Below are 24,710 nucleotides of genomic sequence, written 5' to 3' on the forward strand. Positions count from 1 at the left end.
AACAGTCCGCGCAAGATCGTTGCTTGGGGAGTGACCGTTCCGGGCTACGCCTGTGTGATCTGCGGCGGCGTCCAGTCGGCGTGCCGGGCCATTGAGCGCAGCGCGGTCCGCGGCGGGGTCAGTCGCATCAGTGTGTTGCGCAGCTCGACGGCCACGGGGTTCGACAGCTGTTGGCCGATCCGGCCGAGCTGTTCCGCGGCGCGGGCGATCTGCTGCGACCGTGGGCGGCGCTGCCGGTCGTACCCGGCCAGGGCGGCGGGGATGTCGTCGTCCGGTCCGCACACCGAGGCGAGCACCACGGCGTCCTCGATCGCCTGGTTGGCGCCCTGGCCGAGGTTCGGGGTCATGGCATGGGCGGCGTCGCCCAGCAGCGCGACGCGGCCGTGTACATAGGACGGCAGGGCGGTGGCGAGGTGACGCAGCTCGGTGCGGATGACCGCGGCCGGGTCGGTGGCGTCGAGCAGGTCGGGCACCGGCGCGTGCCAGCCGCCGAACCGCGCCCGAACCGCGGCCGTATCGTCGTCGACGTACCGCCCCGCGGGCGCGTTGACCGCGGCGAACCAGTAGACGCGGCCGTCGCCGAGCGGCACCATGCCGAACTCCGCGCCCTGCCCCCAGCTGATCGCGGCCATGCGCTCGCCGTCCCAGGGACCGGTGACGCCGAGCCAGGCGGTCGAGCCTGAGTGGACGGGCCCCGGGTGGCCGGGCCACAGCCGTGCGCGCACCGTGCTGTCGATGCCGTCGGCGGCGACCACGAGCGAGGCGGCCCTGGTCACCGTCTCGCCGTCGTGCCGGTAGACGACCTGCCCCCCGATGTCGGTCACCTCGGCACCGGTGACGATCGTGTCGGCCGGCAGCGCCGCGCGCAGGATTTCGTGCAGGGACGCCCGGTGAATGCCCAGCGCGGAGGTGCCCAGCAGTCGGGTCATGGCCGCGCCGTCGATGCGCGAGATCCACCGGCCGGAGGCGGTGCGTATGCCGCCCGGTGTGTCGGGGTGGCCCGCAGCGCGGACCCTGTCGCCGACGCCCAGCGCGTCGAGCCCGCGCAGCCCGTTGGCCATCAGCGTCAGGCCCGCGCCGACCTCGCCGAAGCGCGCCGTCCGCTCCAGGACGGTGACCTGCCAGCCGCGCCTACGCAGCCCGATGGCGGCGCAGAGCCCGCCGATGCCCGCGCCGATGACGATCGCGTCCATGTCGCTCCCGTTCTACACCTGTAGAAGCGGCATACTACAGGCGTAGAAAGCGAGGGTCCACGTGGTCACTCGGTACGCCGTCATCACCGACGCCGCCATCGAGCTCGTCGCCGAGCACGGCATGCGCGGCCTGACCCACCGCGCCGTCGACGCGCGGGCCGCTTTGCCGGCCGGCACGACCTCCGCGTACTACCGCACCCGGAAGGCGCTGATCGAAGCACTCGTGCAGCGGCTCGCCGATCTCGATGCGGCCGACCTCGAAGCAGGCGGCCTCCCGGACGACGACGTGCCGGCATACCCCCGGAGTCTGCCCTTGACCGAAACGGACCTGGACGGGATCGCGGCCGCGACCGGCGCGCTGCTGGACCGGTGGCTCACCGACGGCCGCACCCGCGCCCTGGCCCGGTACGCCTGCGTGCTGGAGGCGACCCACCATCCCGAATTGCGCGACATCCTCGGCCACGGTGCCGCCTCACGAGTGCAGGCCCGCGCCATGCTGGCCGCGGCGGGAGCCGCGGACCCCGACCGGGCCGGCGACCACTTCGTGGCCTGCGTCGACGGGCTGCTGTTCGACCGCCTAGCCGGTGCCGGCGCGCTGACCGCCCCGCCGCCGGGCACGGCCGCGAGCAGAGCGGACCTCACCAAGGCCGTGCGTGCCCTGCTGCGTGCCATGGCAGTCTGACGCCGCCTGGCGGTCGGCGCCGCGGTCGGGGGACCCCAACCTCTCGCGAGGTGGCTGCGTTCTGGTGGTGGAGGTGTCCTTTGAACAGGTACGAGGGTTTCCAGGAGTTCGTGGTCGCGCGGGGCGGCGCCCTGTCGCGCACGGCTTTCCTGCTGACCGGCGAGCATCATGCGGCCGAGGACCTGGTGCAGTCCGCATTGGCCAAGGCTGCGACCCGGTGGCGGCAGATCCGCGACGGCGGCCAGCCGGAAGCCTATGTGCGCCGCATTATGATCAACGAGCAGATCTCCTGGTGGCGCCGGCGGCCCGCCCGGCCGGTCGCCGAGGTCCCCGACCGGCCCGGCCCGGACAGCGGGCAGCGGGTGCTGGACCGGCTCGTGCTCGATCGCGCGCTGGACCAGCTGTCGCCGCGCCAGCGCGCCACGGTGGTGCTGCGCTTCTACGAGGACCTGTCCGAAGCCGACACCGCGTCGGCACTGGACTGCTCGGTCGGGGCGGTCAAGCGCTACACCCACGACGGCCTGGCCAGGCTGCGCGAATCCCTGCCCATGCTGGCCGAACACGCCGGGCAGTACGCCGACGCCGGCGCGGCGGTCGCGAAGGCGAAGCGCCGCCGGACCGGCCGGCTCGCCGCCACGGCGGCGGCGAGCCTGGCGCTGGTGGCAGCATTACTGGCGCTCGTTCTGCCGGGCCCGTCCGGATCGGGTCCCGTGCCGCCGTTGAACTCGCCATCGCCGTCGCCGTACGTCCCTTCGGAGTTGGCACCGCTGCCCGTCGGTCTCACCGATCGCAGCGGCGAGGCCCAGCCGCTGCCGCGCGACCGGGCCATCGGCCGCGCGATGCTGCTGCTGGAGGGGCGCGACGTCCGTGACGGCTACATCGTGGCGCTCGACGGCACGTGGTGGCATCGCCCGAAGGCGGACTCCGGCGCGTACACCCTGTCGCCGGACGGGCGGTGGCTGGCCCGCAAGGACAGGGACGGGGTCGTGGTGCGGGACCTGACCGGCACGGCCGAGCACACGCTGCCCGCGGCGACCGGGCTCATCTGGGCGCCCTCCGGCGGCTGGCTGTACGGCATGAACCTGCACGGTCCCGGGTGGCTGGTGTCGCCGGGCACCTGGTCGCCGCGAGAGATCACCGAGGACAGGGGGTCCGTCCTCGCGGTGACCGACGCGGGCGAGCTGGTGTGCACCGACGTCGGCACCAGCCGGACCCGGCTGACGCTGCGGATCGTCTCGCCGGCGACCGGCGGTGTGCGGCACATCGCCGTCGACACGGCCGCTCAGCTCGGGGTCGACGAGAGGCTGGCCCAGGTGTCTATGGCCGACGTCGTGGGCGGGTTCGTGACCGAGATCGAGGTGGCGGCCGACGGGATCGCCGCAGTCGAGTTCTTCCGCCACGATCCACTGCAGGACTGGGTCAGGGAGGCCACGGGAATCATCGAGTTCTCCCTGGTCGATGGACGCGTGCTGCGGCGCGTCAACCTGATCGGCGTGGACCAGCGCCAGGGCGACGTGCTGTGCTACCGCGATGGCGGCATGCTCTGGACCGACCGCCGCACGCTCCGGGGAGTACGAGCCGGAACCACGCAGTTGTACGCGATCATGCCGCTGTCGTACCTGCAATGGATCTACCAACTCGCCGGGTGCGGGGCCAGCGTCATGCCTGACCAACGACGGTGACCTCGGGTCGGGTCGCCCGCTTGGGTGGCCCGACCTCGAGCGGCGCGGCCCCGCCGCGGTACGGGCGGGTTGACGGGCTTGACGGATCAGCATATCGTTTTTCGAGATGCATATCGTTTTTCGGTATGGCCGGGGAGGCTGTCGTGGAGGAAGGCAAGCGGCTCACCAAGTGGCTGCGGCGACTGCGGGGGACAGCGGAGTTCGTCTACATCGCGTCGCTGTGCGTCGGTGTGGCCATGCTCGTGGTCGCGTTCATTCCCAGGTCACCCGTGGTGCTGGCGCTGCCCACCACGCTGCTGACCGGGCTCGACCGGATCGGCGGCGTCGCGACAGGCGTCGTGGCTTACCCCATGGGCGAGGTCGTCTTCGAGGTCACCGACCCGACGCTGGCGCAGCGGATGCTCTACCTGGCCACGATCCTGCCCGGCGTGCTGCTGATCGCCGAGGTCGCCCGCCGACTAGCGCGGCTCCTCAAATCCGCGCAGGACACCGACCCGTTCACCACCCACACCGTCAGCGAACTGACCCTGGTCGCGAAGATCACCGCCTTCGGCGGGCTCGGCGTGTACGCGGTCGGCAACCTCGCCATGTGGCTGCTGGCCTCGACCATGCTCAGCTCCGGAGCGAGGGTCGACCCGAAGCAGTCGCCGTTCGGCTGGCTCGCGGTCGGGTTCATCTTCGCCGCGTTCGCGCAGCTCATTGCGCGGGGCGTGGCCATGCGCGCAGAACTGGACGCCGTCATCTGATGGGGGAGCCGACCGAACACCGGATCACGGTGCATCTTGACGAACTGCTGGCCGCACGCGGTATGACGCTGGTGGAGCTGTCCGCCCGGGTCGGGGTCACCGCGGCCAACCTGTCCGTCCTGAAGAACGGCCACGCCCGCGCGATCCGCTTCAGCACCCTGACCGCCCTCTGTGACGTGCTCGACTGCACCCCGGGCGAGCTGCTCGGCCTCGACGGCCCGTGAGCACGGGCCGACGCCCACCGTACGCAGCGCGTCCCGCACCGCGGCCGATGAAGGCTCGGACAACCAGCGCATGGTCGCCATGAGACCAGGCCGATTGCCCGCCGGGCCGGTCACCCGGTTCGCATTCGCGAACCGGAGGGCCGCCGACGGCGGCACAATGAGCCCGTGCTGACCGACGACGCCCAGCTTTGGCAGTTGCTGCGATCCCTGGACGACCCCGATCTCCTGGAGCATCCCGTCGGCTACGACCACCGCGGCGAGCGCGCACGGTTCGAGCAGTTGGCGCAGCGGCTCGACGCCGCGTTCGGCTGCCGGTGCGAGGTGGACCGCCATGTGGAAGACGCCAGCTTCCACGGCCGCATCGACATCCCCGCAACTGCCACCGCGACCGGGCATCCGCTCGTCGTTGTCGTCAGCAACTTCGGAGGACTGGCCGTCCTTGCCGTGGACAACCCGGGTGTCTGGACCGACGACGAGGTGGCCGACCTGCTGCACACCGGCGACCGCGACCGCGTGAGCGCGGCTCTCGGCGAACTCGGCTACACCCACATCCCGGAAGGTCCGCTCTGGCGGCGCTACGACGGCACGTGGGATCCTGATGTCTTCTCGCCCGGGGAGAACACCTGGTGGGTTCGATACTTCGACTACCTTTAGAGCGACTCGTAGCCAGGCGCGGTCCCTCGCCGGCTCAGGCGCCCTCGCGTTCGATCCGTTCCTGGCGCCGCGCCAACACCGTGCTCAGGCTGAGCTCCACGGTCTGCATGCGGTAGTGATCCATGGCGTCCTGCCGGAGCAGTTGCAGGCATCCCAGGATCAGCAGGGCCAGTTCGGCCGTGGTCAATACGCTGCGTACGCCGGGATGCCAGGCCGGTAGGAGGCCGAGTTCGGTGAGCGCCCACCAGCGTTGCATCCCGTCGGTCGGAGCCGTGTAGTCGGAGTTGACGGTGACAGCGCAGGAGAGCACGAAGAGGGCGACCGAACCGACGATCCACACCAGGTTGCGGGCGATCGCATACGGGCGGCGGATGAGCAGGCCCAGCACGCCGAAGGCCACCAGCATCGCCGCGGCGATCACGGCATGCCACCGCAGGTCCTGTTCGACGGTCTCCACGACCAGCTGCGGGTCGGCGACCTGCTGGGCGAGTCCCGACGCCAGGAACCTCGGTCCCGCGTCGTCGAGCCGGATCAGGCCGACTGCCGAGACGACGACATCGGTCAGGGCGACCGCCGCCAGGGCGATCAGCAGGTACGAGGCGAGCGAAACCGGGCGGGGCAGGCGTTGCGCCATGCGAGTGCCTTTCGCGTGGAGGCGTGGCAGTGGACGCTAACCATCCGTACGACGCCGGGCAAGCGCATTCGCGAAGCGTGCACCACGGACTCGGCGAGACCTGCCGGTGTCCGGGCGCCTCCCGGACCGCGGCGCCGTCACCGCCACGTCGGCGACGGTGGGCGGCCTACCGGATCGGCTGCTCCTTGCCGTGGTCTTCGGGCGGCCGCGGCCCGAAGATCGTCCGCTCCGACTCGGCGATCGGCACGTCGTTGATGCTGGCCTCCCGGCGGCGCATCAGGCCGTGCTCGTCGAACTCCCACAGCTCGTTGCCGTAGCTGCGCCACCACTGCCCGGCGGCATCGTGGGACTCGTACTGGAAGCGCACCGCGATCCGGTCGCCGCCGAACGTCCACAGGTTCTTGCGCAGCGCGTAGTCCAGCTCGCGCGCCCATTTGTCACTCAGGAACTCGATGATCGCCGGGCGTCCGGTGAGGAACATGTCCCGGTTGCGCCACACGGAGTCCTCGGTGTACGCCAGCGCGACACGTTCCGGGTCGCGGGTGTTCCACGCGTCCTCAGCGGCCTGCACCTTCATCAGCGCCGTGGTGTGGTCGAACGGGGGTAGCGGCGGTTTGTCGGCCATGGCGGATTCTCCTGAACACGTCACGCGGCGAGTGCGGCCTGTCGCCGGCAGCTGTCTTCGCTGCTTACGGCGCTCCCGCACCACTGTGGCACGGCAGGCGGCTCTCCGGAGCGGTTCCGGCGCGATCGACGTCCTGCCCGTTTTCGACCGTATTCCAGTGGTCTCCGGACGGGGGAGCGGGCGTATGACGCACGCTGCCGACAGATCCTTCGGTAATCTGAGTCCATGACCACGGTGACGGGGAACGATGTGCGCGTGCTCGCCCGGTCCCGAGACGTCGATCCCGTCCTCGCCCTGGTCGGCGACGAGGTCGTGGTGGTCCCCAGGGCCGAGCTGGGCGAGGGTGCCAGGGTGCTGTGCACCCAGGAAACGCTGGTTCGCGAGCTGGGCGGCGAGGTCGACGACATCGAGGCGCAGCTGTTCGCGGGGCGCTTGACCAGCCTGATCGGCGAGTAACGTCTCCTGGCGCACCGCCCGCGCGGGCGGTCCGCCGCAGCACGCAGGTAGGGCGGACGCCTGGTCCGGTTCCTGCCGTGGTCACGCCTCGAAGTCGATGTATCCGTACCCGAGGTTGCCGGCCTCGTCCGGCGCCTGTTCGGCGGCGGCGTCCGCCTCGGCGTCGGTGACCAGCGGGCCGCCGAAGATCACGAGGTCGCCGGGCAGGGCGGCCTCGCCGCGCAGGGCGGTCGCGTCGATGCCGGCCCAGTCGACGGTCACCGTGGTCACCTGTTCGAGCGCGCCCATGAAGAACAGGTCGGACAGGCTGCCGTCATCGACGTCGCGTTCTTCGTCGGAGCTGAAGTCGTGCCCGACGGGCAAGCCCGGTCCGGTGAACGTGATCCGGGGATAGCCCTCGACCTCGATGGCCAGGAACGGGTGCAGGTCGATCGACCGGGTGAGGCAGCCGTGCTGGTAGACGTCGAGCGCCAGGTCAGCGCCGTACCAGCAGAGCAGGTAGTGGTTCATGCCGTCGGCCAGTTCGGCGGCCAGGTCCGCCTTGACCTCGTCGAGGCTGCCCCGGATGTAGTGCGTGTCCTTGCGCGCTCCGCCCGCGGCGACCCCGAAGCGGAGGTCGTAGAAGCTCTTTCGGCTCACGGCGGGCAGTGTACGGCGCAAGCCCGACGTCGTCGTGTCGCATCTGCCGATCCAAGATCGTTTGAGTGAGTGGCCGGGTCGCGATGGGCAGGCCCTCGGCCCTGCTCGTGCCACGGCAGCTCAGTTTTGCCACGGATTTCCAACCCAACGCGGAGCCACCGTCGTGAAGGGATGTGGGCCTACGGCTCGCCCTGAGCGCAGGCCCGTCCATGGGGAGGAAGTCCACAATGTTCAGAGGTAGACCACGCGGCCTGCTGGCCGTCGCAGTGACCATCGGGCTGCTGGCCGTCGCGCCCGGCCTCGGTGCCACCGTCGCCGCGGCGCCGCCGCAGGCGGTGACAGCAGCCGTCGAAACGTCCCCGGTGCTGCCCGCCGGGCGGACCTACACGGTGACGTTGCTGACCGGTGACGTCGTGACCGTCCACACCGGCAAAGCCCGGTGCCCGGTGGTGAGCGTGAAACCGGCCGGGATCGGCGGCGTACAGCGCCGCAGCTGCGGACCGGACGGGCACGTTCGGGTCGTCCCGGGCCAGGTCGCCGGGCTGATCGGCGCGACGCTGGACGAGTCGCTGTTCGACGTGACGGGCCTGATCCAGCAGGGCTACGACGACACGCGGACCAAGGACCTCCCGCTGATCGTGCGTCCGGCCGGATCCGGTGAGCCGGGCGCGCGGGCGCTGTCGGCCGACCCGCTCACGGCCAGGTTGCGACGGCCCACGGCACTGCCCAGCATCGGCGCGGTCGCCGGGTGGCAGTCCAAGGCGTCGGGTCCGGAACTGCTGCGCGACCTGTCCACGAGCAGGCCGGCCGCGCCCGCGCAGGCACGCACCGCCCCGGCGGCGGCGAAGGTGTGGCTGGACCGCCGGGTCCGCACCACCGCGGCGGCCCCGACTCCCGCCGAACCCGCCCTGCGGACCGCCGGCTGGGACGCCAACCTTCGCCAGGTCTCCGCACCGCAGGCGTGGGCGGCCGGCTACGACGGGCAGGGCAGCCGGGTCGCGGTGCTGGACACCGGGGCCGACTTCACCCACCCCGACCTGCAGGGCCGGATCGCCGAATGGGCCGACTTCAACGATGCGCAAGGCGACGGCGTCGACCATCACGGCCACGGCACCCACGTCGCGGCGACGATCGCGGGCACCGGCGCGGCGGCCGGCGGGCAGCGCCGCGGCGTCGCCCCCGGCGCCCGACTGGTCATCGGCAAGGTGCTCGACGACGAGGGCTACGGCTCCGAGTCGACGGTCATCGCGGGCATGCAGTGGGCCGCGTCGCGGGCCGATGTGGTCAACATGAGCCTCGGCGGCTGGGAGACCAACGACGGCGACGACCCGATGTCGGTGGCCGTCAACACGCTGACCGCGCAGTACGGCACGCTGTTCGTGCTCTCGGCGGGCAACGACGGCCCGTACGACGGGCTCGTCTTCGCTCCGGCCGCAGCCGCGTCGGCGCTGACCGTCGGCGCGGTGGACCGCACCGACACGCTCGCCGAGTTCTCCAGCCGCGGTCCGCTGCTCAGCACCCGGGCTGCCAAGCCCGAGCTGGTGGCACCCGGGGTCGACATCGTCGCCGCGCGCGCCGCGGGCACCGGCATGGGCCGCGTCGTCGACGAGCGGTACACCGCGTCCTCGGGCACGTCGATGGCGGCGCCGCACGTCGCGGGGGCGGCGGCGCTGCTGGTGCAGCGGCACCCGGACTGGAACGCGGCTCAGCTCAAGGCCGCGCTGGTCGGCGCAGCCGATCCGCTGCCCGGGGCCGACGCGTATGCGGTGGGCTCCGGACGGCTGAACGCCGCACGGGCGCTGCACGGCGTCGTCAGCGGGCAGGGCCTGGTGAACCTGGGCACCCTGGCCTACCCGCAGACCGGCGCCACCACGACGGGCCTGTCGTGGACGAACACCGGCACGGGTCCGGCCGCGGTCGTGCTCAGCGCCGCGGTGACCGACCGGCACGGCGTGCCGGCCGCGCCGGGTGTGGCCACGCTGTCGCAACGCTCGGCGGTCATCGCCGCGGGCGCGACGGCCGAGCAGACCCTGCGCGTGGACCAGTCCCGGCTGGCGGGCGCGCCCGGCCTGTACACGGCCGTGATCACCGCCCGTACGGTCCTCGGCGGGTTCGTGTCGAGCACCACCGTCGTGTTCTATGTCGAGCCGCCGAGCCACGACCTGACGGTCGGCGGGACGGCACTGCCTGACACCAGCGCCGCCGACGACCCGTACCTGTTCGTGCAGATCGCCAACATCGACGACGTGGCGCTCTTCTCGCGGTACGTGGCCTTCGCGCCGGGCGAGACCCGGACGTTGCGGGTGCCCGCCGGCCGGTACAGCGTGATGGGCCAGCTGATGGAGTTCGGCGACCGGCAGCGGATGGCGCTGGGCGGCGACCCGGACGTCACGGTCGGCGCCGACACGACCGTGCTGGTGGACGCGGCGCACGCGACCCCGGTTTCGGCGACGGTGCAGGGCGTGGCGACGCAGGCGAGTTCCGTGGGCATCCTCTACGTGCAGACCCCGCGGCACGGCCCGAGCTGGAGCGACTTCGCTTTCGCCTGGGGCGAGACGGCCAGCGCCGAAAGCGTGTACGCCGTGCCGGTCGCGGGCGCCGGGCCCGGTTCGTTCCAGGCGTACGGCGTCTTCGGGCTGCACGCTCCGGGCGAGCCAGGACGGAGCCCGTTCCTGTACGACCTGATCGAGCCGCTGGCAGGCGGCATCCCGCAGGACCTGTCCCACGAGGTCACCGCGGCGGAGCGGGCCACCCTGGCCCGCATCGACCAGCGCTTCCACCGGCTGGACATGGCCGGCGGCGGCACCGGCCACAAGCGGTACGGGTTCAGCCCGGAGGGCTTCTTCCTGGCCGAGAACTCCATCGACGGTGTCGGCGGCGACCGCGCCGACTACATCTCCTCCGGCTTCGCCTGGCTCGACGAGGCGTTCTACGACACCCTCGCCGACTCCGGCGTGGTGACCCAGGAATCGCTGCGGCGCTACGCCCCCGGCAGCACGCAGCAGAAGGTGTGGGTGCGCCAGCCGCTGCGGCCCGACTGGTACGACGACCCGACTTCGTCGACCAGCGGCTGCGCGCCCACGCCGCCCAGCCGCACCCGCGGCAGCCTGCACATCGAGCTGGTGGACCTGGCCGACCAGCACCAGCGCTTCGACTGCCTGGGGTGGGGCGACGCCTGGTCGTTCGAGACCGTCCGGTCACTGACCCTGCACCGTGACGGTGTACTGGTCGGCAAGGTGCCCGAGTCGTTCGGCGACTTCGCGATCGGGGCGGCCGCGGCCGACTACCGGCTCACCTATGACCTGGACGCCGGTGCGATGCTGCCGGTGTCGACGAAGGTCAGCACCGCGTGGACGTTCCGCTCGGCGGCACCGGCGGGCACGGGCAGCGCACCGCTGCCGCTGCTGTCGGTGGACTACGCGCTGCCGCTGGACACGGCCAACCGGCCGGCCGGGGGGCCGGCCGGCTTCACGGTGCGCCAGGCGCACGGGGTCGCGGCGCAGCGGGTGACCGCGTTCCGGCTGTGGACCTCCACCGACGGCGGGAGCACCTGGACGCCCGTGACGGTACGCAGCGGCGCCGATGGCACGTACCGTGCGCAGCTGCCCGACGCCACGGCCGGGCAGGCGGTGTCGCTGCGGGTGAAGGTCGACGCCTCCGCCGGCAGCGGTTTCGAGCAGACCATCATCGGCGCCTACCGGCACTCCTGACCTGGAGCCCTGAGCCGGTCACACCGACGTCGCCGCAGCGGCGTCGGTGTGACCGGCCCTGCCCGTGCCGCCCGCGGCCGGGCTCAGCCGACCGTGCCCTGAGCCGGCCCGCGGTCGATGAAGGTCAGCGGGCTGCCCTGCCCGAGCGCGACGCCGGACACGCCGTCGACGCTGACCTTCAGCGCCCGGCCGTCGACCACCACCTCGTAACGTGGGGCCTGGCCACGCAGGACGACGTGCTGGTCGTCACGAGACGCGTCACACGCCTGGACGGCGAACCGGTCGCCGTCCGCCGTCACACAGCCGGGCTCGCCCCATGACGCGGCCGTGCCGGTCTTGAGCAGGTACACCTTCGCGCCGGGGGAGGTCGGAACGAGCGCGAACCAGGCCTGTTCCGTCGCGGCGTCCTCTCCCACCGCGGAAATGGAGTTGTCCGGCAGGGCGGTCAGCAGCGGGTAGCCGCTGGTGGTGGTCGCCTGCAGCCACACCGCCCGGTCTGGGGCCGGTATGCCGGTGCCGGGCACCGCGGACGGGTCGGCCTTCGGCGTGACCGAGGGGGCGGCCGACGCGGACGGAGGTCGAGTCTCCGTTCCCACCGGCACGTCCTTGGTGCCGAGGCCACCCTGCGTCGTGTACACCCCGACGAACACCGCGACCACGGCCAGGCCGCTCGCGGCCGTCGCGAGCCGGGTATGGCGACGTCGCCGCTCGCCCCGGCGGCGGACCTGGTCGGTAGGGGCCAGTCGACCGATCCGGGCACCGTGGTCGGCGAGCGCGGCCAGGTGCTGTCCCACCAGCGCCTCGTCCTCGCCGGGCTGCTCAGCCATTCGTGGACTCCGTTCTTGTGGTCGGCTGGTGCGGGATGTGGGCCGGGTCGGGCAGATCGTCGAGCCAGCCGGCCAGCGCCCGCCGCCCGCGCAGCAACCTGGCCTTGATCGTGCCCTGAGGTGCGCCGACCTCGGCGGCGACCTCGGCGACGCTCAGCCCGACCAGGTGGTGCAGCACGATCGCCCGGCGCTGCTCGGCAGGGATCTGGCGCAGCGCGTGGACCAGCGCGACGTGGTCCGGCCCGAGTCCGGCCAGTTCCTGGTCGGGGGTGGCCCGGTGGTGGGCGCGCATCCGGTTGATCGCCTTGCGCCAGGCGCTGATCGCGATCCGCGACGCCGTACGCCGCACCCACGCCTCGGGGCTGTCGCACTCACGCACCTGCCGCCAGCGCTGCCAGGCCCGCGCGTACGCCTCGGCCACCGCGTCCTCGGCCTCGGCCCGGCTGCCGGTCATGGTCCACAGCTGGCCCAGCACCCGCCACGACGTGTCGGCGTAGAAGGCGTCGAACTCCTCGACGTCGGACATCAACGCTGCACCGTCACGGCCTCGGCCCGGCCGTGCCCGCGGGGACGAACCGGAAGCGCGTCCCGGCCGGCGCGCTGCCCTGCTTCTTCAGCGACACCTTGCCATCCTTGCTGACCTCCACCTGGTAACCCCCGACGACCAGGTCGAACGTAGCCGCCTCCGAGGCGTCCTTGCCACGTGCGACCAGCGTCACCCGCTGCGTCGAGGCGGCCGCGTCGCACGCCACGGCGTGCAGCACACCGGTCTTGATCCCGGCGCACCACGGCTCCCCGCCAATCCGCAGCTGGGCGGTCATGAGCTGGTAGGTCTTCGCGCCCGGCGACAGCGGCACCAGCATGAACCGCTCGCGGTCGCCGGTGTCCGCGCCGCCGGGGTAGGTGCCGATCCGCCCGCTCGCGGTCACGGTCAGCACCGGGTCCTCGATCCGGTCGACGGCCTGCAGCAGGAAGGCCCGGTCGGGCTGGGGAACGACCAGGCCGGCTGTCGCGGCCGCCGACGGCGCGGGGCTGCTCGACGCGCTCGCCGACACCACGGGCGAGGGCGTGGCCGACGTCAGCGCAGCGGTCTGGGACGCCGGCTGCATCCCACCCGCGCCGTTCTGCCCCGGCGGCGTCGCGCACCCGCCGGCTCCCGCCAGCACGACGACGCCCAACGAGCATCGCGCGATCCACCGAGCCCTCGTGTTTTCCATTTCTGTTCCTTCCGCCGTCGACGCGCTCCGTCCGGAGCGCACCAATGACGTCCGACCCGACCGTTCGGACGCATCCGGCCGAGTGCCACACGTCACACCGCCGACACCGCATCGCCCGGCTGCGCGCGGATCGAGTGGCGGTAGGGCAGGTGGGTACGTCGACCACCCCGAGGACCGTGCCCGCATCGGCACCCAGGCCGAACACGACCGGCTCGTGTCGGCGCTCAGCTGAGCCGCCCGGTCACGACGACGAGACCCGACGCGCCGTGCCCTTCCCTCAGGCGGACTCGCGGGTGACGAGTTCGGTGGACAGGACCAGGGACTCGACGGTTTCGGCGCCGTCGATCAGTTCCAGGAGCAGGCGCACGGTTTCGGTGGCGACCTGTTCGAGGGGCTGGCGGACGGTGGTGAGTTTGGGGTGGGTGGAGCCTGCGATGGCGGAGTCGTCGAAGCCGCCGACGGCGACGTCCTCGGGGACGCGGCGGCCGCGTTCGCGCAGGACGGCGAGGGCCCCGGCCGCCATCAGGTCGGAGCCGACGAAGACGGCGTCGAGGTCCGGGACGCGGTCGAGGAGTTCACGCATGGCGGCTTCGCCGCTGTGGCGGGAGTAGTCGCCGTGCGCGATGAGTTTCTTGACCGCCTTGCGGCCGAGCACGTCGCAGAAGCCTTCCAGGCGGTTCAGGCCGCCGGGGGTGTCGAGCGGGCCGGTGATCGTGGCGATCTTCTTGCGGCCCTGGTCGACGAGGTACTGCGCCATCTGGCGGGCGCCTTCGCGGTCGTCGGCGGCGGCGTACGGGATGACGCCTTCGCGGCCGAGGACCGCGCCGCAGGCCACGGCCGGGATGGCGAGGGTTTCGAGTTCGGCGAGCAGCGGGTCGCCGGAGTGGGCGGACAGCAGCAGCACCCCGTCGGCGTGCCCGCCGCGCAGGTAGCGGACCACGCGCTCGCGGTCGCCGTCGTCGCCGGCGACCATCATGACCAGGGCGACGTCGCGCTGGGCGAGCCGCCGGGTGGCCACGCGCAGCAGCACGCTGAAGTTCGGGTCCTCGAACAGCTTCTCCTGCGGCTCGGAAAGCACCATGACCACGGTGCCGGTGCGCTGGGTGACCAGGCTGCGCGCGGCGCGGTTGACGACGTACCCGGTCTCGGCGACGGCGCGGCGGACCGCGGCGAGCGCGGCGGTGCTCACGTAGGGGTCGCCGTTGAGGGCGCGGGACACCGTGCCCCGGGAGACTCCCGAGGCACGGGCCACGTCGTGGATCGTGGGACGCCGCTTGTTGGTCACGGGCATCAGGATTTCACAGACCCGCCGGACAGGTCCGTACGCCAGTACCGCTGCATGGTCAGGAACAGCGCGATCAGGGGGATGATCGACAGCAGCGCGCCGGTGATGACGAGGTTGTACAGGGCGGGCTGGTTGGCGCCGGTGGCCAGCAGCGTGTAGAGGCCGACGGTGAGCGGGAAGCGCTCGTCGTCGGCGAGCATGATGAACGGCAGCAGGAAGTTGTTCCAGATCGCGACGAACTGGAACAGGAAGATCGTCACCATGCCGGGCAGCATCAGCGGCACCGCCACGACCCGCAGCAGCCGGTTTTCGCCTGCCCCGTCGATGCGGCCGGCCTCCAGCAGCGCGTCCGGGATCGCCGCGGAGGCGTAGATGCGGGCAAGGTAGATGCTGTACGGGTGCAGGATGCTCGGCAGCAGCACGGCCCAGTACGTGTTGGCGAGTCCGGCCTTGGCCAGCAGCAGGTACTGCGGCACCGCGAGGACCACCGCGGGGACCAGGATGCCGCCGATCAGCACGTTGAAGATCATGTTGCGGCCGAAGAACCGGAACTTCGCCAGAGCGTATCCGGCCAGCACCGACACGGCCGTCGACAGCAGCGCGCCGACGCCGGCGTACAGCGCGGTGTTGGCCATCCACTGCCAGAAGATCCCGTCGCGGTATGCCGACAGGTCGGCGATGTTGCTGAACAGGCCGGTGCCCGGGGCGAACGCGTTGGTGGTGAACAGCTCGCCGCGCGTCTTGGTCGACGCGGCGAGCACCCAGCACACTGGCAGCAGGCAGTACAGCGCCCCGAGCAGCAGCACCGCGGTGGGCGCGAGCCCGAGTGGTCTGCGTACCCCCTTGGTCGTCATCTTTCCTCCCCGAAGGCCTGGCGGCGCACCAGGCGCATGAACAGCAGCGACGGCACGACCGAGATCGCGGCGATGACCAGCGACGTGGCCGCGGCGCTGTAGAGGTCGCCGGTGACGAACGCGTCGCGGTACACCTTCATCAGCGGGCTCCAGGTGGAGCTGACCGCGTTCGAGATGGGCCGCAGCGTCATCGGCTCGGTGAACACCTGGATCGTCGCGATGATGGAGAACACCGTGGTCAGCACGATCGCCGGGGCCAGGATCGGCACCTTGACCCGCAACGCGATGGCGAGTTCGCCCGCGCCGTCGATGCGGGCGGCCTCGTAGTAGTCGCGGGGGATGGCCCGCAGTTGGGTGTAGAGGACCAGCATGTTGAAGCCGGTGCCGCCCCAGATCGCGACGTTGACCATGGAGAACATGACCGTGCTCGGGCTGAGCAGGTCGACGTTGTCGAACCCGAACGCGCGCAGCGTGGCGTGGATCGGGCTGAGGCTGGGCAGGTAGAGGAAGCCCCAGAGCAGGGTGGCGACCACGCCCGGCACCGCGTACGGCAGGAAGATCGCGATGCGGGAGAAGCGGGCCAACCGCACCCTCGCCGAGTCCAGCAGCAGCGCGAACACCAGGGCCAGCCCCAACATCAGAGCCAACACCAGGGTGGCGTATCCGAGCACCCGCAGCCAGCCGGCCCAGAACTCCCCGTCGGCGACCGCGGTGCGGTAGTTGTCCAGCCCGACGAAGATCTCGGTGCGCGACTTCTTACCGAGGCCCAGCCCGGAGAACTGCACCCGGCGCAGGCTCAGGTACGCGGTGTACCCGATGGGCGCGGCGATGAACAGGGTGAACAGCGCCACCGCGGGAGCCAGGTAGAGGTAGGGGGTGGCGCCCGCGCTGTGCACGCGGGCGCCCCGGTTTGCCTTGGCCATCTATCAGCTCGCCAGCGTGAAGCCGGACTTCTTCATGTCGGCGACGGTCGCGTCATGCATCGCGCCCAGCGCGTCCGTGAAGGAGGACTTGTTCTGCAGCGCCTTGTCGAAGGCGTCCTTGTACGCGCTGTACGCGACGTTCACGTTGGGGCCGAAGGTGAAGCCCCGCGCGGTGCCGGCGATGTTCGTCGCCTGCTGCCAGAAGTCGGCCTGGTTGGCGAAGTACTCCGGCGCGGTGGTCATCAGGGCCTGGCCGCTCTTGGCCGCCGGGTAGATCGCGGCCTCCTTGATGAGCAGGTCGAGCGCCTTGGCGTCGGTGTTCAGCCAGGACGCGAACTGCGCCGCGGCCTGCTTGTGCTTGCTGCCCTCGGCGATGGCGATGGACGAGCCGCCCCAGAAGCCGGAGTAGTTCTCGCCGGCGCTCCACTGCGGCAGCGGCGCGATGGCCCACTTGCCCTTGCCGTCAGGGGCGTTGCTGCTCAGCACACCGGGTGCCCAGACCGCCGACGCCCAGCTCATGATCTTGCCGCCGTTGAGTGCCGCATTCCACTCCGGCGTCCACGGGGCCTGCGTGTCGATGACGCCGTCCTTGGCCAGGCCGCCCCAGAAGTCGGCGACCTTCTTGGTCGGGCCGTCGTTGATGCCGACCTTCCAGGCCTCGCCGGTGATGGACCACCACTGGCCGCCGGCCTGCTGGGAGAGCCCGGCGAACCAGCCCGGGTCCTTGCTGGAGAAGCCGCCCAGGTAGACGGTCTTGTCCTTGGCGTGCACGGTGCGGGCCGCGGCCGCGTACTCGTCCCAGGTCTTGGGGACCGCGATGCCGTACTTGGTGAACAGGTCGGTGCGGTAGTAGAACATCATCGGGCCGCTGTCCTGCGGCAGGCCGTAGACGCCGTCGGTGCCCAGGGTGACCAGGTTCCAGATCCCGTCGGAGAACTGGTCGCGCACGCCGGCGACCTCGCCCTTGATGTCGGCGACGGCCTCGGCGGCCACGAACGACGGCAGCATCTGGTATTCGGCCTGCACCAGGTCGGGCGCGTTGCCCGCCTTGGCCGCGGTCAGGAACTTCGCCGCCGCCTCGTCGCCGCCCGCCTGCTTGCTGACGGTGACCTTGATGTCGGGGTGCGCCGTGTTCCACACCGCCGCGATCTTGTCCATGTTGGGAGCCCACGTCCAGAACGTCAGCTCGACCGGGCCGGTCTCCTGCGGGGTCTCCTCCTGCCCACCGCTCGAACAGCCCGCTGCCAGCGCGCCGACCAGCACTGCGGACATCACCAACCTGAGCCGCTTCGTACGCATAGGTCCTCCGTCAAAGGCGAATTCTCTGTGAACGTTCACAGTGCGGCACAGTCTGCTCGCCCGGAAACGCACCCGTCAAGACCTCGTTTCCGAGGCGTTACACGGGCCGCGTGGCAACCCTAGATCGTCCGACTTGCCTGGCGATCGTGCGTATCTTGAGCACCTTTTCGCCCACCTGCCAGGCAAGTTGGACGATCATGACCGGGTCCGCCGGGTCGGTCCATGCCCGGCTCTTTTCGCGCGCCTGGTGGTCGGTTACTGTGCACGTTCACAGACGTACCGTGCTTGTCAGGGGGATCCGTGTCCGAGTCCGATCATGTGGTGCCGCGCCTGCGCGGGCTGGCCTTCGGCGGCGACTACAACCCGGAGCAGTGGCCCCGCGAGGTGCAGGAAGAGGACGTCGCGCTGATGCGGCAGGCCGGGGTCAACCTGGTCAGCCTCGGCATCTTCGCGTGGGCGCTGCTGGAACCGGAACAGGGCCGCTACGACTTCGGCTGGCTCGACGAGATCATCGACCGGCTGCACGCCAACGGGGTCAGCGTCGACCTCGCCACGCCCAGCGCCGCCCCGCCCGCCTGGTTCGCCCGCAGGTACCCGCACACCCTGCCGGTCAACCGCGACGGTGTGCGCATCGGCTTCGGCAGCCGCGAGACCGCCTGCCCCAGCTCGCCCGAATACCGCCACGCCACCGTCGAACTGGCCCACCGGCTCGCCGAGCACTACCGCGACCACCCGGGCGTGGTCATGTGGCACGTGCACAACGAGTACGGCGCGCCGCTGGGCGAGTGCTACTGCGAGGTCAGCGTGCAGGCCTTCCGGGGCTGGCTGCGCGAGACCTACCACGATCTCGACGCGCTCAACGCCGCCTGGGGCACCACGTTCTGGAGCCAGCGCTACGGCGACTGGGACGAGATCGACGCGCCGCGCGCCAACCACACCGTGGTCAACCCGGCGCAGCGGCTCGACTTCGCCCGCTTCAGCTCCGCGGAGAACCTCGCCTGCTTCACCCTGCAGCGCGACGTGCTCCGCGCGGCCACCCCGCACCTGCCGGTGACCACCAACTTCATGGTCACCAACTGCAAGTCCATGGACCTGTGGCGCTGGGCGCCGGAGGTCGACGTGGTCTCCAACGACCACTACCTCAACGCCGAGCAGCCCGACAACCACATCGACCTGGCGATGGCCGCGGACCTGAGCCGTTCGCTGGGCGGGGGCCGGCCGTGGCTGCTGATGGAGCACTCGCCCGGCGCGGTCAGCTGGCAACCCCGCAACATCGCCAAGCGCCCGGGGGAGATGCGCCGCAACAGCCTCGCGCACGTGGCCCGAGGCTCGGACTCGGTGCTGTTCTTCCAGTGGCGGGCCTCGCGCGCCGGGGCGGAGAAGTTCCACTCGGCGATGCTGCCGCAGGCCGGCACCGACTCGGACCTGTGGCGCGACGTGGTCGCGCTGGGCGGCGAGGTCGACAGGCTTTCGGGGGTACGCGGCACGCGGGTGGCCGCCGATGTCGCCGTGGTCTGGGACTGGGAGTCCTGGTGGGCGCTGGACCTGGAGTGGCGTCCGAGCGTGGACCTGAACTTCCGGGAGCGCGTCGAGGCGTACTACGCCGCGCTGTGGCGCGAGCACGCCACCGTCGACTTCGTCCACCCGGCCGCGGACCTGTCGGCGTACAAGCTGGTCGTCGCCCCCAGCGCCTACCTGCTCGGGGAGGCCGCGGCGAAGAACCTGCGCTGTTTCGTCGAGTCGGGCGGGCACCTGCTGGTGTCGTACTTCTCCGGAATCGTCGACGAGCACGACGCCGTGCATCCGGGGGCATTCCCGGGCGTGCTGCGCGACGTGTTGGGACTGTCCGTCGAGGAGTTCCACCCGCTGCGCGAGCACGAGACGGTCGCGCTGTCCGACGGCGGCACGGCCCGGGTCTGGTCGGAGCGGGTCCGCCCGAAGGGAGCGGTGACGGTGACCGAGTTCGCCGCGGGCCCCGACGCCGGGCACCCCGCGGTCACCCGGCACGAGCTGGGCCGGGGCACCGCCTGGTATGTCGCCAGCAGCGTGGACGGGCTGCGGCCGCTGCTGTCGGCGGCCCTGGACGCGGCCGGGGTGTCGCGCCCGCGCGGCCTGCCGGAGACCGTCGAGGTGGTGCGTCGCGGCGGCCACCTGTTCCTGCTGAACCACGGCGACGAGCCGGTGGTCGTGCCGGACGCGGCCGGAGTGGACGTGCTCGACGGGACGTCGTTCGCGGCCGGCGTGACCGTGCCGGCGGGCGGCGTGCGGGTGATCGACGTCGGCTGCTGAGCGGCCGTCGGCCGCGCGGCGCGGTGACGCGTCGATGTCGGACATGTTGCCGATGTGTCTGTGAGCGTTCACATACTCGCAACAGTCGCGTCGGCTGTCAACGGCGGCGTCGCCGGGTGCCCTACCACCCGGCGGCGTCGCTCTTTACATGGAGCCGTACACCGACATCGCGGTCAGCGCGCGGGAGTTGTAGTCGAACAGGGCCTGGTTCTCCCAGCCGTTGCCCGACGACGGGTTGGCCGGGTCCCAGCCCGAACCGGCCTGCGCGGTCCACGCCGGCTCCCAGTAGAAGACGCCCATGCCGCGGCCGTTGGGCACGTTCTTCACGATGTTCACCACGGCCTGGAACGCGTCGCGCTGCCCGGTCGCGCTGGCCGGGTAACCGCAGGTGTTCGCCAGGGACGAGGTGAAGATGTTCGTCTCGCCGTCGTCCTGCGCGGTGGTGAACCCGTAGGCCGTCTCGGCCACGATCACCGGCTTGCCGTACCGGGAGGCCATGTCGTTGAGGTTGCTCTGCAGCCCCGACAGCGGACCGTGCCAGTAGCAGTAGTACGACGCCCCGATCACGTCGAACGGCACCCCGTACGCGACGGCCTGGTCGAACCACCAGCGGAAGGTGGCGTTGTCGCCGCCCTCGGCCAGGTGCAGCATCACCAGCGTCGAGGAGTTGACCGCCTTGACCGCGTTGACGCCCGACTTGAGCAGCTGGGACAGGTTGCCCCAGTTGGACGTGCTGCCGGTCGGCAGCAGCATGCCCGGGTTGATCTCGTTGCCGACCTGCACCATGTCCGCCGTCGTGCCCTGCGCCTTGAGCGCGTTGAGCACGTCGTAGGTGTGGTTGTAGACCGCGGTGTTCAGCTGCGCCAGCGAGTAACTCGCCCACGCGGCGGGCTTGACCTGCTTGCCCGGGTCGGCCCAGGAGTCGGAGTAGTGGAAGTCGACCAGCAGCTTCAGGCCCTGCGCCTTGATCCGCTGCGCCATGGTCAACACCCGGGCCTTGTTGTTGTAGCCGTCGGCCGGGTTCACCCACACCTTGAGCCGGGCGTAGTTCATGCCCGCGTTCTTCAGGATGGCGATGGCGTCGCCCTGCGTCCCGGAGCTGGTGTAGTACAGCGCGCCGAAGTCCTCGTTCTTCTTCAGCGACGACAGGTCACCGCCCTTGACCTGCAGCGATGTGCCGCCACCGGTGGTGCCCTTCACGAACGTCACGTCGTCCACGTTGATCCACTGGTTGGCGGCGGCGCTGGAATAGACGCTCAGCGTGCACGACGTCGAGCTGACGTTGGCCGTCACCGACACCTGCACCCAGGTGCTGCTGCTGGTCGGGATGTTGACCTGCGCCTGCGCGCCGCCGCAGTTCTTCATCGCCAGGTACGCCGCCGACTGCCCGCCACCCGAGCGCACCCACGCGCTCAGCGTGTACGAGCCGGTGCTCAGGCCGGTCAGGGTCTGGTACGTCTCGACGGCGTACGCCGAAGCCGACCAGTGCGTGCCGTGGTAGCTGCCGCTTCGCCCGCCCGCCTCGCTCTTCGACGCCGCGACGGTGCCCGACTCCGACCAGCCGGTCGGGGTCTGGCTCGCCCCGTTGGACTCGAACCCGGGGTTGGTGACCGTCGACGCCGCCGCGGCCGGCAGCGCGGGCGCGGCCAGCGCCGCCGCGACGGCGATTGCCGCCGTCGCGAGCAGTGCCTTTGCTCTGTGCATGATTCCTCCTGATGTGTGAGTCGCTCACAGACACATCGGAGGAGCATCCACAGCAGACCGGGCGGCAGCTGTGAACGTTCACAGAAAACATCGACGCGCGTGCGTTGTCAAGTCCGGCTTGACCTCAAGTGATCTTTAACTTCTAGCGTGGCCCGTATCCGTGCAGCCGATCGACAGGAACAGCCACGTGGTCATGAAGAACTATTCCCAGCAGGAGCTCGCCACCCAGCCCATCGGCTACTGGAGCGGCGAGGCATACCGGCGCGTCGTCGGAAGCCTGCGGGCCGAGCTGGCCGTGGAAGGTCTCACCCAGCCGCACTGGTGGACGCTGAACCACGTCGCCGGCTCACCCGGAAAGTGGGACCGCGCGGCACTCACCCAACGGCTGACCCCGTTCGACGACCTCGACACCGACTTCGCAGCGGTGTTCGACGACCTGACCGCCCGCGGCTGGATGACCCAGGACGCCGCGACGCTGACGCTCACCGACGCGGGGCAGGCCGGGCTCGTGCGGGCGCGAGAGCGCAACGCCAAGGCGCACGCCCGGATGCACGAAGGCATCAGCACTGATGAATACGTCGCGGCGCTCAACGTACTGCGCCGCATGATCGACAACCTGGGCGGCAGCAGCGACCTTCCCTGACCGACCCGCCCGCATCGATCACCTCGGCGTCGGCCGACGGACCGCAGTCGCCCTCGCGCAAAGACTTTCTCAGGAGAACACGTGCCCAACACAAAGATCAGGCTTGCCGTCGTCATCGGCAGCGTCCGTCCCGAACGATTCGGCCCGACGGTGGCCCACTGGTTCGTCGGTGAGACGCGCCAACGCGACGACGTCCAGGTGGATCTGATCGACCTGGCAGCCGACCCGACCAGCCCCACCACGGAATCATCCGGACTCGCCCACCGGCTCGCGGCCGCGGATGCGTTCGTCGTGGTGACCCCGGAGTACAACCACAGCTACCCGGCCGCGCTGAAGAACATGATCGACTCGCACGGCCGGGAGTTCCACGCCAAGCCCGTCGCGTTCGTGTCGTACGGCGGTCTCTCCGGCGGCCTGCGGGCCGTGGAGCACCTGCGACCGGTCTTCGCGGAACTGCACACCGTCACCACCCGGGACACGGTCAGCTTCCACGGCGCGTGGAAGCAGTTCGACGGCGCCGGGCAGCCCAAGGACCCGGCAGCGCCCGCCGCCGCGGCCGGCAGACTCCTCGACCAGCTGACCTGGTGGGCGCGGGCGTTGCAGGCCGCCAAGGCGACCTCGCCGTACCCCGCTTGACCAGGTCACCAGGACCTACGCGGCCGTCCCGGCGCACCGGGACGGCCGCGGCCGCCAGTGGATCATCGGACTCCGGCCGGTGTTGCTACAGTGCGCCGATGCAGGCAACGCTGCGGAAACTCGCAGGACGGGTGTGGTGGTACCCGCACGATGACGACCACGACAACATCCAAGGCGGCGTCGCGGTCATCGCCGACGAATCCGGCAGCACGCTGGTCGACGCCGGCAACAGCCCCGCGGCGGCCCTGCGCATCTCGGCGGCGATCCAGGCGGCAGGCCTGCCGGCACCGCGTCGGCTGGTCTACACCCATCACCACTGGGACCACGTATGGGGCGCCTGCGCCTGGCCCGACGTGGAGGTCATCGGGCACCAGTCGGGAGCACGCCTGCTCGAAGCAGAGGCCCGACGTCCCTGGAGCCACCGTTACCTGCGAGAACAGGCCGCCGCCAACCCTCGGCTCGTACCCAGCTTCCGGGCCCGGGCCTGGGCGATGGCCGACTGGGATGGCTTCGCCGTCGTACCACCGCACACCGAGTTCGCCGACACGCTGACGCTGCGCGGCGGGATCGAGGTCCACCATGTCGGCGGTCGACACGCCGAGGACTCGACAGTCGTCGCGGTGCCCGACTCAGGCGTGCTGCTGACCGGGGACTGCTTCTACCCGCCGCCCCACCACCTGCGACAGCCTGGCGACACCCACGACGATCAGCTGATCCGGTCGCTGCTCGACGAGGACACCTTCGGACGCTTCGACTGGTATGTCGACAGCCACCACCAGCCCCGCACCGACCGTGACCTGCGTGACCTGCTCACCACCCCTTCTGGCTGACCGCAGGCCGAGTGCCGACATGGGCGGCGACGGGAATTACGTCATCGCCATAGGGCACCATGATGCCGCCACGACCGATCGCCCGTCGTGCGACTGCCCGGATGGAGTACCAGGGTGAACACAGCACGGCCACCACACGCCGACCAGGACGGACACGACGCCGCGCGAATGATCGCCTTTCTACGTGCGTCGATGCGCTCGCAGGCGGAGCGGATCGTCGACACCCCGGCCGGATTCGCCGTGTTCAGCGACACCTACCGGCACTCCTACGACCACAACAAGTTCGTGGTCACCCACGCCGACGACCTCCGCAACGTGTCGGACACCGCCGAGCGGCTGCTCGCGGCCGAGGGCTGCATGCACCGCAGCATCGTCGTCCACGACGAGCGGCCGGGCGACCTGCTCGCCCCGCAGCTGCTCGACACCGGCCACCTCCACGAGCGCGACGTGCTCATGCGCCACGACGGTCAGGCGGCCGACCGGCCCGCCGACACCGCCGTCACCGTCGACGAGATCGCCCTGGACGAGCTGCGGGACTCCGACCGCGACACCTGGCAGACCCGGCTTCCCCAGGCGTCGGCCGAAGTGATCGAGCAGCTCGTCGACCGCCGGGTGACCCGGCTGCGGGCCGCGCCGCAGGTGACGTTCCTCGGCGTACGCGACGAGAACGACCGGGTCGTCGCACACGCCGACCTCTACCTCGACGCTGCGGCGGGCATCGCGCAGATCGAGGATGTGCAGACCCGACCGGCTCACCAGGGCCGGGGCCTGGCCCGCGCGGTGCTCGACACGGCCCTGCGCCGCGCCCGGCACGCCGGCTGCGACCTGGTGTTCCTGGAGGCGAGCGCCGATGACTGGCCTCGGCGGTTCTACGCCAGGCTCGGCTTCCGCGAGATCGCCGTGGCCCACCTCTTCACCCGCCTGCCCGCCTGAGCCCGCTGCGGCCAGGCGAACGGCC

The 24,710-nt window shown here is 71.1% G+C and carries 23 protein-coding genes and 1 pseudogene; 12 read left to right on the plus strand and 12 right to left on the minus strand.

Features of this window, described 5'->3' with window-relative positions:
- Positions 1–44: 44 nt before the first annotated feature.
- Positions 45–1,193 carry an FAD-dependent oxidoreductase gene (locus F9C41_RS05560; protein WP_155385585.1) on the minus strand — a complete coding sequence of 383 codons (1,149 nt, stop codon included), beginning with the start codon at positions 1,191–1,193 and terminating at the stop codon, positions 45–47.
- Between the two features lie 61 nt (positions 1,194–1,254).
- Between F9C41_RS05560 and F9C41_RS05565 the strand changes: the two genes are divergently transcribed.
- From F9C41_RS05565 to F9C41_RS05585, 5 genes and pseudogenes are all read left to right on the plus strand, one after another.
- A complete protein-coding gene (locus F9C41_RS05565) occupies positions 1,255–1,875 on the plus strand; it encodes a TetR/AcrR family transcriptional regulator (protein ID WP_230689335.1) in 621 nt (206 codons plus the stop codon).
- 80 nt (positions 1,876–1,955) lie between these two features.
- Positions 1,956–2,414, plus strand: a pseudogene (locus F9C41_RS41100) (SigE family RNA polymerase sigma factor); the annotation flags it as partial.
- 1,268 nt (positions 2,415–3,682) lie between these two features.
- The gene (locus F9C41_RS05575) at positions 3,683–4,303 is read left to right on the plus strand and encodes a DUF2975 domain-containing protein (protein WP_155385587.1); all 621 of its coding nucleotides are present in this window, start codon (positions 3,683–3,685) and stop codon (positions 4,301–4,303) included.
- A complete protein-coding gene (locus tag F9C41_RS05580) occupies positions 4,303–4,527 on the plus strand; it encodes a helix-turn-helix domain-containing protein (protein WP_155385588.1) in 225 nt (74 codons plus the stop codon). Before F9C41_RS05575 ends, F9C41_RS05580 begins: the two co-directional genes overlap by 1 nt.
- A 165-nt stretch (positions 4,528–4,692) precedes the next feature.
- Positions 4,693–5,181, plus strand: a complete 489-nt coding sequence (locus F9C41_RS05585; protein ID WP_155385589.1) for a hypothetical protein — start codon at positions 4,693–4,695, stop codon at positions 5,179–5,181.
- Positions 5,182–5,215: 34 nt separating this feature from the next.
- Here F9C41_RS05585 and F9C41_RS05590 read toward each other — a convergent pair whose 3' ends face one another.
- Positions 5,216–5,815, minus strand: coding sequence for a hypothetical protein (locus F9C41_RS05590; protein ID WP_155385590.1), 600 nt, complete (start codon positions 5,813–5,815; stop codon positions 5,216–5,218).
- 166 nt (positions 5,816–5,981) lie between these two features.
- Positions 5,982–6,440: a nuclear transport factor 2 family protein gene (locus tag F9C41_RS05595; RefSeq protein ID WP_155385591.1), complete on the minus strand. Its 459-nt coding sequence runs from the start codon at positions 6,438–6,440 to the stop codon at positions 5,982–5,984.
- Positions 6,441–6,665: 225 nt separating this feature from the next.
- On the opposite strand from F9C41_RS05595, the gene F9C41_RS05600 reads away from it, so the two are divergent.
- On the plus strand, positions 6,666–6,896 hold the full coding sequence (locus F9C41_RS05600) for a hypothetical protein (RefSeq protein WP_155385592.1): 231 nt from the start codon (positions 6,666–6,668) through the stop codon (positions 6,894–6,896).
- Positions 6,897–6,977: 81 nt separating this feature from the next.
- Here F9C41_RS05600 and F9C41_RS05605 read toward each other — a convergent pair whose 3' ends face one another.
- Positions 6,978–7,535 (minus strand): hypothetical protein, encoded by a 558-nt coding sequence (locus F9C41_RS05605; protein WP_155385593.1) that lies wholly within the window; start codon positions 7,533–7,535, stop codon positions 6,978–6,980.
- Positions 7,536–7,762: 227 nt separating this feature from the next.
- Between F9C41_RS05605 and F9C41_RS05610 the strand changes: the two genes are divergently transcribed.
- The gene (locus tag F9C41_RS05610) at positions 7,763–11,245 is read left to right on the plus strand and encodes a S8 family serine peptidase (RefSeq protein ID WP_155385594.1); all 3,483 of its coding nucleotides are present in this window, start codon (positions 7,763–7,765) and stop codon (positions 11,243–11,245) included.
- Between the two features lie 83 nt (positions 11,246–11,328).
- Here the strand turns inward: F9C41_RS05610 and F9C41_RS05615 are convergent, their stop codons facing one another.
- From F9C41_RS05615 to F9C41_RS05645, 7 genes are all read right to left on the minus strand, one after another.
- Positions 11,329–12,072, minus strand: a complete 744-nt coding sequence (locus F9C41_RS05615) for a hypothetical protein (RefSeq protein WP_155385595.1) — start codon at positions 12,070–12,072, stop codon at positions 11,329–11,331.
- The gene (locus tag F9C41_RS05620; RefSeq protein WP_155385596.1) at positions 12,065–12,598 is read right to left on the minus strand and encodes a sigma-70 family RNA polymerase sigma factor; all 534 of its coding nucleotides are present in this window, start codon (positions 12,596–12,598) and stop codon (positions 12,065–12,067) included. Before F9C41_RS05620 ends, F9C41_RS05615 begins: the two co-directional genes overlap by 8 nt.
- Positions 12,599–12,611: 13 nt before the next feature.
- Entirely contained in the window at positions 12,612–13,289 is a 678-nt protein-coding gene (locus F9C41_RS05625; RefSeq protein ID WP_155385597.1) for a hypothetical protein, read from the minus strand.
- Positions 13,290–13,566: 277 nt separating this feature from the next.
- Positions 13,567–14,580, minus strand: a complete 1,014-nt coding sequence (locus tag F9C41_RS05630) for a LacI family DNA-binding transcriptional regulator (RefSeq protein ID WP_155385598.1) — start codon at positions 14,578–14,580, stop codon at positions 13,567–13,569.
- Positions 14,580–15,428: a carbohydrate ABC transporter permease gene (locus F9C41_RS05635; RefSeq protein ID WP_120320313.1), complete on the minus strand. Its 849-nt coding sequence runs from the start codon at positions 15,426–15,428 to the stop codon at positions 14,580–14,582. The genes F9C41_RS05630 and F9C41_RS05635 overlap by 1 nt, the downstream gene beginning before the upstream one ends.
- On the minus strand, positions 15,425–16,351 hold the full coding sequence (locus F9C41_RS05640; RefSeq protein ID WP_155385599.1) for a carbohydrate ABC transporter permease: 927 nt from the start codon (positions 16,349–16,351) through the stop codon (positions 15,425–15,427). Before F9C41_RS05640 ends, F9C41_RS05635 begins: the two co-directional genes overlap by 4 nt.
- Before the next feature lie 3 nt (positions 16,352–16,354).
- The gene (locus tag F9C41_RS05645) at positions 16,355–17,650 is read right to left on the minus strand and encodes an ABC transporter substrate-binding protein (RefSeq protein ID WP_155385600.1); all 1,296 of its coding nucleotides are present in this window, start codon (positions 17,648–17,650) and stop codon (positions 16,355–16,357) included.
- Between the two features lie 300 nt (positions 17,651–17,950).
- Between F9C41_RS05645 and F9C41_RS05650 the strand changes: the two genes are divergently transcribed.
- Complete coding sequence (locus tag F9C41_RS05650) at positions 17,951–19,939, plus strand: beta-galactosidase (protein ID WP_230689336.1); 1,989 nt, start codon at positions 17,951–17,953, stop codon at positions 19,937–19,939.
- Positions 19,940–20,083: 144 nt separating this feature from the next.
- Here F9C41_RS05650 and F9C41_RS05655 read toward each other — a convergent pair whose 3' ends face one another.
- Entirely contained in the window at positions 20,084–21,643 is a 1,560-nt protein-coding gene (locus tag F9C41_RS05655; protein WP_155385602.1) for a glycosyl hydrolase 53 family protein, read from the minus strand.
- Between the two features lie 193 nt (positions 21,644–21,836).
- On the opposite strand from F9C41_RS05655, the gene F9C41_RS05660 reads away from it, so the two are divergent.
- The 4 genes from F9C41_RS05660 (at position 21,837) to F9C41_RS05675 (ending at position 24,685) form a co-directional block, all read left to right on the plus strand.
- Complete coding sequence (locus F9C41_RS05660; RefSeq protein WP_155385603.1) at positions 21,837–22,286, plus strand: MarR family winged helix-turn-helix transcriptional regulator; 450 nt, start codon at positions 21,837–21,839, stop codon at positions 22,284–22,286.
- Positions 22,287–22,367: 81 nt separating this feature from the next.
- Complete coding sequence (locus F9C41_RS05665; protein ID WP_155385604.1) at positions 22,368–22,922, plus strand: NADPH-dependent FMN reductase; 555 nt, start codon at positions 22,368–22,370, stop codon at positions 22,920–22,922.
- A 98-nt stretch (positions 22,923–23,020) separates the two neighbouring features.
- The gene (locus F9C41_RS05670) at positions 23,021–23,752 is read left to right on the plus strand and encodes an MBL fold metallo-hydrolase (RefSeq protein WP_155385605.1); all 732 of its coding nucleotides are present in this window, start codon (positions 23,021–23,023) and stop codon (positions 23,750–23,752) included.
- A 192-nt stretch (positions 23,753–23,944) separates the two neighbouring features.
- A complete protein-coding gene (locus F9C41_RS05675; protein ID WP_196279634.1) occupies positions 23,945–24,685 on the plus strand; it encodes a GNAT family N-acetyltransferase in 741 nt (246 codons plus the stop codon).
- Positions 24,686–24,710: the final 25 nt, after the last annotated feature.

This window comes from Catellatospora paridis (assembly GCF_009720365.1).
Taxonomy (GTDB): Bacteria; Actinomycetota; Actinomycetes; order Mycobacteriales; family Micromonosporaceae; genus Catellatospora; species Catellatospora paridis.

Bases quoted from the DNA above. Each gene is read 5' to 3' on its own strand.
- F9C41_RS05560 (WP_155385585.1), bottom strand. From the start codon at position 1,193: ATGGACGCGATCGTCATCGGCGCGGGCATCGGCGGGCTCTGCGCCGCC.
- F9C41_RS05575 (WP_155385587.1), top strand. From the start codon at position 3,683: ATGGCCGGGGAGGCTGTCGTGGAGGAAGGCAAGCGGCTCACCAAGTGG.
- F9C41_RS05580 (WP_155385588.1), top strand. From the start codon at position 4,303: ATGGGGGAGCCGACCGAACACCGGATCACGGTGCATCTTGACGAACTG.
- F9C41_RS05590 (WP_155385590.1), bottom strand. From the start codon at position 5,815: ATGGCGCAACGCCTGCCCCGCCCGGTTTCGCTCGCCTCGTACCTGCTG.
- F9C41_RS05595 (WP_155385591.1), bottom strand. From the start codon at position 6,440: ATGGCCGACAAACCGCCGCTACCCCCGTTCGACCACACCACGGCGCTG.
- F9C41_RS05600 (WP_155385592.1), top strand. From the start codon at position 6,666: ATGACCACGGTGACGGGGAACGATGTGCGCGTGCTCGCCCGGTCCCGA.
- F9C41_RS05610 (WP_155385594.1), top strand. From the start codon at position 7,763: ATGTTCAGAGGTAGACCACGCGGCCTGCTGGCCGTCGCAGTGACCATC.
- F9C41_RS05615 (WP_155385595.1), bottom strand. From the start codon at position 12,072: ATGGCTGAGCAGCCCGGCGAGGACGAGGCGCTGGTGGGACAGCACCTG.
- F9C41_RS05620 (WP_155385596.1), bottom strand. From the start codon at position 12,598: ATGTCCGACGTCGAGGAGTTCGACGCCTTCTACGCCGACACGTCGTGG.
- F9C41_RS05625 (WP_155385597.1), bottom strand. From the start codon at position 13,289: ATGGAAAACACGAGGGCTCGGTGGATCGCGCGATGCTCGTTGGGCGTC.
- F9C41_RS05630 (WP_155385598.1), bottom strand. From the start codon at position 14,580: ATGCCCGTGACCAACAAGCGGCGTCCCACGATCCACGACGTGGCCCGT.
- F9C41_RS05635 (WP_120320313.1), bottom strand. From the start codon at position 15,428: ATGACGACCAAGGGGGTACGCAGACCACTCGGGCTCGCGCCCACCGCG.
- F9C41_RS05640 (WP_155385599.1), bottom strand. From the start codon at position 16,351: ATGGCCAAGGCAAACCGGGGCGCCCGCGTGCACAGCGCGGGCGCCACC.
- F9C41_RS05645 (WP_155385600.1), bottom strand. From the start codon at position 17,650: ATGCGTACGAAGCGGCTCAGGTTGGTGATGTCCGCAGTGCTGGTCGGC.
- F9C41_RS05655 (WP_155385602.1), bottom strand. From the start codon at position 21,643: ATGCACAGAGCAAAGGCACTGCTCGCGACGGCGGCAATCGCCGTCGCG.
- F9C41_RS05660 (WP_155385603.1), top strand. From the start codon at position 21,837: ATGAAGAACTATTCCCAGCAGGAGCTCGCCACCCAGCCCATCGGCTAC.
- F9C41_RS05670 (WP_155385605.1), top strand. From the start codon at position 23,021: ATGCAGGCAACGCTGCGGAAACTCGCAGGACGGGTGTGGTGGTACCCG.
- F9C41_RS05675 (WP_196279634.1), top strand. From the start codon at position 23,945: ATGCGCTCGCAGGCGGAGCGGATCGTCGACACCCCGGCCGGATTCGCC.